This is a genomic window from Herbidospora yilanensis, from assembly GCF_001570565.1.
Lineage (GTDB): Bacteria > Actinomycetota > Actinomycetes > Streptosporangiales > Streptosporangiaceae > Herbidospora > Herbidospora yilanensis.
This window is the reverse complement of record NZ_BBXE01000016.1, coordinates 329,527-337,504: the sequence shown is the minus strand read 5'-3', so window position 1 is coordinate 337,504 and position 7,978 is coordinate 329,527. Positions and strand designations below refer to the sequence as shown.

Sequence of the window (7,978 nt, the reverse complement as noted above, 5' to 3'; positions counted from 1 at the left end):
CTAGATCGCCTCTACGACGAACACGGCTACGTCAAAGTCGCCGAATACACCGACGAACAGGCCGGCAAGCCCATCCACAACACCGTTCGCGTCCGCCCGCTGCGTGCCGCTGACGCACACCGGGTCTGATGGAGGCTCTGATGTTCGCCGTCCCGGTGGGCTTCAATCCAGCGGCGCTGAATGCCCGATCGTCGTATCTGCCGAGCTCGCATGATCGGCCCAGAGCCGTGGGAACGTATCGGGAACGATCACCGCCGCCCGCAACCGGATACCAGCCCACCTCCCTGGCAACACGAAAACCCAGGTCGGACGATCGCCGACCTGGGTTTTCCGCTGCGCGGCCGAGAGGACTCGAACCCCTAACCTTCTGATCCGTAGTCAGATGCTCTATCCATTGAGCTACGGCCGCTTGCAGAAGTAAGCATAGCGGGTCCCGGCCCCTACTCCGAACCAGTTACCCGAAGACACCCTCGTCCAACTCCCGGCAAAGTCCCCAACCCCCCGGCATACCCCCGATCACCGCCGGTTAAGAACCGACATAACCGCACAGATCAGGGGCCTAACGTGCTGAACCTGGGCATCCTCGCCATCGTCATCCTGCTAGCCACCTCAACGATCATCCACCGCCGGAAAAGGCGCCGTACCGAGGAGGCCGAGCGGCTGCTCGTCGAGCGCATCAACGGGGTCCTGGGGGCCGATCACCGCAGCATCTCGGACCCCATGGACCTGCTCCAGCGCAGCAAGCAGGCCGGATTGACGACGCGCCTCCACATCCAGGGGCCGACGCGGGAGTTGCCCAGAGACGTCGATCTGGCCGGCTACCGGATCGTCCAGGAAGCGCTGACCAGCGCGCTCGAACACGGCACCACCTCGGCCACGGTCATGATCTCCTACCATCCGTCATCGATCATGCTGACCATCGACAGTCCGATCGGCGTCCGGCCGTCCCGCAGGTCGGGGGTCAGGCTGATGCGGGCGCGGGCCACTCCGCTCGGTGGGACTGTTCATGCCGGGCCCCATATGGGCGGGTGGCGGGTCACGGTCCGGCTTCCTACTGAACTGACGCCCCACTGAGTCGGCGACGGGCCAGATCAGCGCGATCAGCGGCACTTTGAGGAGGTTGAGCATGAAGATGGTCAGGGCGGAGGTCCGGGACGGGTCGTCGACCATGAGGATGGCGCCGTAGAGCAGCAGGCACATGATCGCGTACGCCCCCGCGATCCTGAACCAGAACGCCCATTCGCCGAGCGTCTTCGGCGGCTTCTTGAAGCCGCGGGCCACCCACTCGTCGGCCCACTTGATGGTTCGGTGGCCGAAGACGATCGAGTAGGCGATGTACGCTCCGGCCAGGCCGTGTTGCCAGGTCGCCACGGTGCCCGAGCGCATGTCGATCACGGCGGCCACCAGCAGGACGAGGTCCAGCACGGGGGTGAGGGCCAGGATCGCCCAGCTCGTGCGGCGCAGGCGCAGGCCGTACCGGACCAGAAGGCCCGCGGCGAGCAGGATCCAGAAGCCGGCCTCGACCGCGATGATCAACCACAGCATGACACCATGCTTGTCGCATTTGCGACGCCCGACCTCGCCGGAACGGACGAAGTCTCGTACATCCAAAGATGTATGCCCATCTCAGAGGGCCTGTGGTGAGATTGAACGCATGACCCCCCACCGGCAGGACGCGTTGATGGCCGTCGCGGCCTTCGCGGTCGGGGTGGTGCTGCTGGTCGCGGGGGCCTACGACCACTCGAAGGGCGTGCCGATCCAGCTTTTCCTCGTGCCGCTGGCGGTCACCTGTGTCGGCGTGGTGATCCGCAGGAGGAGGCCGGTGACGGCGTTCGTCATCGGGGTGGCCGCGCTGGCGGCCGATGCGGCGATGGGGCTGTCGCTCGGTACGGCCGTCGTGTTCACCGACAACATCTACGCGGCGACCCTCTACGGGCCACGCAGGTTGATGACCGTTCTGCTGCGAATCACCCCGTTGTGGGTGCTGGCCGCAGGGGTGGCGGCGGGTCTGCAGACGCAGTCGTGGGCGTGGGGGACGGTGATGGGGTTCCAGGTCGGGCTGATCACTGTCATGCCGGTCACGTCGGCGGCGATCGTCCGGAACCTGCGGGACAACGCACGGCAGGCGGCGCTCATGGCCGAATACGACCGCAGGGCCGCGATCACCGCCGAGCGGAACCGGATGGCCAGGGAGCTGCACGACATGGTCGCGAACCATTTCAGCGCGATCGCCATCCAGTCGAGCGCGGTGTTGTCCAGAACCGATCTGGACGCCAGATCCGTCCGGCAGATCATGGAGTCGATCCGGGAGAACAGCGTCCAGGGCATGGGCGAGATGCGCGGCATGATCGGGCTGCTGCGGGCAGAGGGCCCGGACGAGGCGCTCCGGCCGAGCCTCGCCGAGGTCGACGACCTGGTGAAACGCACGGGGGTGACGGCCGTCGTCGACGTCCAGGGCACGCCCAGGGATCTTCCTCCGGCGGTCGATCTGGCCGGATATCGAATTGTCCAAGAGTCCCTGACGAATGCGCTCAAACACGGCGCCGCGCCTGTTTCCGTGGCGATCGACTATCGTCCCGACGAACTTGTGCTGACCATCCACAACCCGGTCAGCGACCGGCCCCGCGACCTGCCGGGCGCGCGGGCGGGGCTGATCGGCATGCGGGAGCGCGCCACGCTGCTCGGCGGCACGTTCGAGGCGGGGCCGTGCGAGCGCGGCTGGCGGGTGACCGCCACCCTGTCCACATGATCACGGTTCTGATCGCCGACGACCACGCGGCGGTGCGCACGGGCATCCGGCTGGTGCTGGAGGGCGCCAGCGACATCCGGGTCGTCGGGGAGGCCGCGGACGGCCGGGCGGCGGTCGCGCTGGCCGAGGAGCACCGGCCCGATGTGGTGATCATGGACATCCGGATGCCGCGCCTCGACGGCATCGAGGCCACCCGGCAGCTCGCCGGGCTGACCGAGATCCTCGTGCTGACCACGTTCGACCTGGACGAATACGTCTTCGGCGCACTGCGGGCGGGCGCCGCCGGGTTCCTGTTGAAGAACACCGACGCCGCCACGCTCGTCGAGGCGGTCAGGCTGGTGGCCGGCGGCGACGGGCTGATCTCCCCGCAGGTGACCAGGAAGCTCATCTCCGCCTTCGCCCGCACGAGACCGGCGGCGATGCCCGACAACCTCACCGCCCGCGAGCGGGACGTCCTCTCGTGCCTCGGGCGCGGCCTGTCGAACGCGGAGATCGCCCGCGCCCTCGACATCGCCGAGCCGACCGTGAAGACGCACGTCAGCAGGGTGCTGGGCAAGCTCGGCCTGCAGAGCCGGGCGCAGGCGGCCGCCTACTACGCGGGAATGTAGAGGATGAGCTGTTCGGCGACACAGGCCGGTTTCGGTACGCCCTCGACCTCCAAGACCAGTTTGAGAGTCCCGAGCACACCCTGAGCCGTGTCGGTGAGGTCGAGGATCTCGCCGCCGGCACGGACCCGCGACCCGACCGGGACGGGGCTGGGGAACCGGACCTTGTTGAGTCCGTAGTTGATCCCCATGGCCAGCCCGTCGACCCGGATGAGCTCGCTCGTCAGCGTGGGAAGCAACGACAACGACAGGAACCCGTGGGCGATCGTCCCGCCGAACGGCCCTTGGGCGGCGCGCTCGGTGTCGACGTGGATCCACTGGTGGTCGCCGGTGGCGTCGGCGAACAGGTTGACCTGTTCCTGGGTGACGGTACGCCACTCCGTGAAGCCGAGATGCGTACCTTGAGCGGCTTTGAGCTCGGTGACGTTCGAGAAGATCCGCATATCTCGAACTTTATTCTGTCATTCCGCGTCGAGGTAGAGGCAGAAGGGATGACCCGCCGGATCCAGCATGACCCGGACGTCGTCCTGCGGCTGGAAATCGGCGACGGTCGCACCCAGCTCGACCACCCTGGCGACCTCTTCGTCCAGGCCGGTGACGCCGACGTCGACGTGCAGCATCATCTGCTGTCTTCCCTCGGCGTTGGGCCAGGTGGGTGGTTCGTAGTCGGGGGAGGTCTGGAAGGCGATGTAAGAAGTGCCCTCGCCGGGGTGAACGGCCTCACCGTCATTGATCAGGTCCCAGCCGAGAAGGTCGGCGTAGAAACGGGCCAGTTTTCGCGAATCCGGAGCGTCGAGAACGACACCCCACCAACCGGTAAGCATGTTCTCGACGTACCCTCCAAAACGTGAAGATCACAAAATACGGCCATGCCTGGTATCGGGCCAGGCACCGTGGATGACCACGCCGATGGTGATCGAATATCTGCGTGCTTCCGCGCCGGAACGGGCTTATGCGATCAATGACGGCCTGGTCAACGGATGGGGCCTGAAGGTACTCGACGGAGTGCTGGAAATGGAGGCCGAAAGGGCTGTTTCGGATTATCCGCGACTGGAAATCGGCGACATCTGAAACGTTCATCGGTGAAACCGGCGTTCACCGGCGGATCCATCGATTTTCTGGACGCCCTCGGAACCGAAACATACCCTCCGGTATCCCGTAATCCCCGAATACCGGATGAGGTGTGAATTGATCACGCACCCGAAAAGGCTGACCGCGGCGATCCTCGCCGCCCTGGCGCTCATCATCCTGCCGGCGTCCCCCGCCCACGCCACCTACGGTCCCGACCAGCCGGTGTACGTCCAGCTCAACGCCACCGGCGGCGGCCCGATGCTCGCGCTGCTGCAGGGCACGGTCGCGTTCGACGACGGGAACACGCGCTACCGCTACAACCTCACCCTGTGCTGGCAGAGCGCCTACCCGCAGCCCTACTTCCTCATCAACGTCAACGGCTCGACCACCCAGTCGCCGGTCTACACGGGGATGAGCTCGGCCCCCGGATGTCAGTTCGTCTACAACTACAGCGCCGATGTCAACTTCGGCGGCACCGTCCAGAACGTGCGGTTCGACGTGACGGGAGGCTGGTTCGCCAGCTCAGGCCAGTACATGATGAGGACCCGGAGCAGCGCGACTTACGACAACCCCTATAACTAGGTATTATAGGTAGGGAATACATGCAATAGACGGAGGTCGCGCGTGGCCAGGCATGAGGTCGACGTCGTCGTCGTGGGTGGCGGCGGCATGGGTTCCGCGGCGGCATGGCGGCTGGCCGGGCACGGCGCCGACGTCGTGCTGCTGGAGCGTTTCGAGCCCGGCCACGTGCGCGGCGCCTCCCACGGCGCGTCCCGGATCTTCCGGGTCTCCTACGGCGAGCCGGTCTACATCCGGCTCGCCCAGGAGGCCCACGACCTCTGGCGGGAGCTGGAGGCCGAGTCGGGCACCCCTCTGCTCACCATCACCGGCAGCGTCAACCACGGCCGGACCCCCGACCTCGACGTCCTCGCCGACGCCGTCGAGGCGGCGGGCGTGCCGGGCGAGTGGCTGGCCGCCGAGGAGGCCACCGAGCGCTGGCCCGGCCTGCGCTACGACGGCAAGGTCTTCTTCCACCCGGCGAGTGGACGGTTGCACGCCGACCACGCCGTCATCGCGCTCCAGCACAGCGCCGCCGCGCTCGGGGCCGACGTCCGCCACCGCACCCCCGTCCTCTCGATCACCGTGCGCGACGACGACGCCGTCGACGTCGTGACCGAAGACGACGTCTACCGTGCCAAACGGGTCGTGGTCGCGGCCGGCGCGTGGACGGAGAAACTGCTCGGTGGCCTATTGCCGCTGCCGCCGCTGCGGGTCACACAGGAACAACCTGCCCATTTCGCCCCGCGTCGCGACACCGACGAGTGGCCCAGTTTCGTCCACCACTTCGACGATTCCGGCGTGTACGGGCTGGCGACCCCCGGCGAGGGCGTCAAGGTGGGCTTCCACGGCACCGGCCCGGTGGTCGACCCCGACGACCGCGACTTCACGGCCGAACCCCGGCAGCTCCTCATGCTGCGGGAGTATGCGCGCCTGTGGCTGCCGGGGGTGGACCCGACCGCCTTCACCCCGATCAGCTGCACCTACACCACCACACCGACCTCGGACTTCGTCCTCGACCGGGTCGGACCGGTCGTCGTGGCGGCGGGCTTCTCGGGGCACGGATTCAAGTTCGTGCCCGCGGTCGGGCGGGTCCTGGCCGATCTAGCGCTGACCGGAGAACGGCCGGACGCGCGCTTCGCGCTGACCCGTTGAATGAGGGGTGCTCACTTCGGTCGGGCCTTACGGGTCACTTCCGTGTTGAGCAATCGGTCGTGCAGCGCCCGGCCCTCGGGGTCGAGGAGCGTCCACATGCCGTTCACGATGAGGGCGACGGGACCGGCGGGCGACACGAAGACGAGGAGCGGGAAGATCAGCGTGCGGAGGGCCATACGTTTCGCGGTCCGGGCCGGGGTGACCTGGATGCGCAGCAGGCGCTTGCCCGGCGTCTGTCCCCACAGTGTGTGCTGACCCCAGAAGTACAGGAACACCACTAACAGGACGATCAGCCCGTCGAAATCCACGGTGTCCAACCTGATCGTCCCCTCGTTCAGCAGCCCGTTGTGCCCGCCGACGGAGAGCGTCGGTTCGACGACGGCGATGACGAGCAGGTAGTCGACCAGGAGCGCGACCGGCCGACGCCAGGTCACACCGGTCGTCTCTTGCGGGGTGGCGTCGCTCGTTCTCCAGGTGGCGAGCAGGATGAGGGCGGCGGCGCCGATGAGGCACAACTGGGTGCTTCCCCAGCTGTCCATCACCGTGGTGAACCACTCGGCGGTGAGGAGCGGGATCGGGCCACCACACTCCTCGGGCGAGCTGTAGAGAGGGGTGGCCGGTTTGACGACCGCGATCAGGACGAGAACGACGCCTCTCGCCCGTTCTTCACCACCAACCGGGACGCGCATCGGCTATGACGCGAGAAGGCGCTCCTGACCATCAATCGAAGGGAGACGTCCTAAGGCCTCTACGCCGGGTAGCCGTGGTGGCGGGTCCAGGGTGCTCCGACGTGGGGACGGGTCGCCGTGTGGCCCGGGGGCAGGTCGAGCACCTCGGCCAAGGTCGGATCCGTGTCCACCGCATGGTGGAGATGGCCGATCTTTCCTCTGCTGTCGGCGGCCGTGGTGCCGATGAGCTGCCAGAGGCCGTCCTCGGCGTCATGACCGATGAGGAGAACAGGCTCACGAAGGTCGAAGACTTCAGCGGTCTGGATGCAGTGGGTGCCGAGAAGCCAGTGCCGCATCCACAACGCACGTTGATCACGTTCCATGACCTGGTCTACGACCCACCAGATGAACGGCAGGTCCGCATGGGCGCGGGCCTGGTCCGCAGTCAGGTCCGGTCCGCCCTCCGGCACCTGCTCAAACGGCTCATCGGTGAGCGAGAACGCATGGCCGTCCTCGTTCTCGAACACCATGGCGTGGAATGTGCCGCCCCCGGGATCGCCGGCGCCGATCCCGACCGTCAAGCGAGCCACTCTCGGCTCCTCCCCAGTCGTCCACCCGAAGGCGTAGGAGGCAAGTTCACCCCGGGGGCCCACGAACTCGCCAAAGACGCGCCGCTCCATACCCTTCGCCTCAGCGGTCGGCACTTCGGTAAGCAGCCCTTGAACGATCTGGTCTTCCATCCGGCGATCCCTCCTAAACCATCCGAACATCCCGCGAGCCTAGCGAGGTGTCACGCATCTACAGCTCCACCACCGTGCACTGTTTCGGCACGTCCCGGTTCGCCTGTGTCAGGCTGGACTCGTTTGCGATGATGGGTCGCACGCTCCGGTTCCACCGCATCCAGTATCCGCACAAGCACGCTGGCCTCACCGGCGCGGGCATCGCAATCGCGACTGTCTGCGCGGCGCTCCCAGGCGTCCTGAGCCTGATCACCCATGCCACGACCCAGCATCTCGTCGTCTTGACCGGCATCGACCCGAGCCCCGGCTCCAGATACAAACTCTGCGTACCGTCAGAGACCCCGCCCAAATTCTGGCCCATTTCCTGAGCGACGAAATCCATCCGTAGCCCGGAAGCACAAGGGATCAAACCGAATCGCGTTCGTAGCCCGA

General features: G+C 66.7%; 12 protein-coding genes and 1 tRNA gene. 6 read left to right on the top strand and 7 right to left on the bottom strand.

All coding sequences use genetic code 11. The annotated features are described in order from the left end of the window. Positions 1-336: 336 nt before the first annotated feature. The 3 genes from AW273_RS09715 to AW273_RS09705 all read right to left on the bottom strand — a co-directional run bounded on the left by AW273_RS09715 (position 337) and on the right by AW273_RS09705 (position 1,545). Positions 337-409: transfer RNA gene (locus AW273_RS09715), tRNA-Arg, on the bottom strand. Between the two features lie 200 nt (positions 410-609). Continuing rightward, positions 610-861, bottom strand: coding sequence for a hypothetical protein (locus AW273_RS09710; protein ID WP_062347351.1), 252 nt, complete (start codon positions 859-861; stop codon positions 610-612). A 39-nt stretch (positions 862-900) separates the two neighbouring features. Further along, positions 901-1,545 carry a hypothetical protein gene (locus AW273_RS09705; protein ID WP_063909896.1) on the bottom strand — a complete coding sequence of 215 codons (645 nt, stop codon included), beginning with the start codon at positions 1,543-1,545 and terminating at the stop codon, positions 901-903. 109 nt (positions 1,546-1,654) lie between these two features. Here AW273_RS09705 and AW273_RS09700 point away from each other — a divergent pair, with 109 nt between their 5' ends. Together AW273_RS09700 and AW273_RS09695 are read left to right on the top strand one after the other, a co-directional pair. After that, positions 1,655-2,749: a sensor histidine kinase gene (locus tag AW273_RS09700; protein ID WP_063909895.1), complete on the top strand. Its 1,095-nt coding sequence runs from the start codon at positions 1,655-1,657 to the stop codon at positions 2,747-2,749. Further along, positions 2,746-3,357 (top strand): response regulator, encoded by a 612-nt coding sequence (locus AW273_RS09695; RefSeq protein WP_062347350.1) that lies wholly within the window; start codon positions 2,746-2,748, stop codon positions 3,355-3,357. The genes AW273_RS09700 and AW273_RS09695 overlap by 4 nt, the downstream gene beginning before the upstream one ends. Here the strand turns inward: AW273_RS09695 and AW273_RS09690 are convergent. Together AW273_RS09690 and AW273_RS09685 are read right to left on the bottom strand one after the other, a co-directional pair. Continuing rightward, positions 3,342-3,797: a MaoC family dehydratase gene (locus tag AW273_RS09690; protein WP_062347347.1), complete on the bottom strand. Its 456-nt coding sequence runs from the start codon at positions 3,795-3,797 to the stop codon at positions 3,342-3,344. The two genes, AW273_RS09695 and AW273_RS09690, sit on opposite strands and share 16 nt — an antisense overlap. Before the next feature lie 18 nt (positions 3,798-3,815). After that, positions 3,816-4,178: a VOC family protein gene (locus AW273_RS09685; protein ID WP_062347344.1), complete on the bottom strand. Its 363-nt coding sequence runs from the start codon at positions 4,176-4,178 to the stop codon at positions 3,816-3,818. 73 nt (positions 4,179-4,251) lie between these two features. Between AW273_RS09685 and AW273_RS37120 the strand changes: the two genes are divergently transcribed. The 3 genes from AW273_RS37120 to solA all read left to right on the top strand — a co-directional run bounded on the left by AW273_RS37120 (position 4,252) and on the right by solA (position 6,138). Further along, entirely contained in the window at positions 4,252-4,425 is a 174-nt protein-coding gene (locus AW273_RS37120; protein ID WP_157555661.1) for a hypothetical protein, read from the top strand. A gap of 117 nt (positions 4,426-4,542) precedes the next feature. Continuing rightward, a complete protein-coding gene (locus AW273_RS09680; protein ID WP_062347343.1) occupies positions 4,543-5,007 on the top strand; it encodes an ELAV/HuD family splicing factor in 465 nt (154 codons plus the stop codon). 42 nt (positions 5,008-5,049) lie between these two features. Continuing rightward, a complete protein-coding gene (gene solA, locus AW273_RS09675) occupies positions 5,050-6,138 on the top strand; it encodes an N-methyl-L-tryptophan oxidase (RefSeq protein WP_083949637.1) in 1,089 nt (362 codons plus the stop codon). A gap of 11 nt (positions 6,139-6,149) precedes the next feature. On the opposite strand, the gene AW273_RS09670 is transcribed toward solA, so the two are convergent. Beyond that, on the bottom strand, positions 6,150-6,827 hold the full coding sequence (locus tag AW273_RS09670; protein ID WP_062347342.1) for an RDD family protein: 678 nt from the start codon (positions 6,825-6,827) through the stop codon (positions 6,150-6,152). A 59-nt stretch (positions 6,828-6,886) separates the two neighbouring features. After that, positions 6,887-7,546: a hypothetical protein gene (locus tag AW273_RS09665; protein WP_062347341.1), complete on the bottom strand. Its 660-nt coding sequence runs from the start codon at positions 7,544-7,546 to the stop codon at positions 6,887-6,889. Between the two features lie 47 nt (positions 7,547-7,593). Between AW273_RS09665 and AW273_RS09660 the strand changes: the two genes are divergently transcribed. After that, a complete protein-coding gene (locus tag AW273_RS09660; protein WP_062347338.1) occupies positions 7,594-7,914 on the top strand; it encodes a hypothetical protein in 321 nt (106 codons plus the stop codon). The last annotated feature ends 64 nt before the right edge of the window (positions 7,915-7,978 follow it).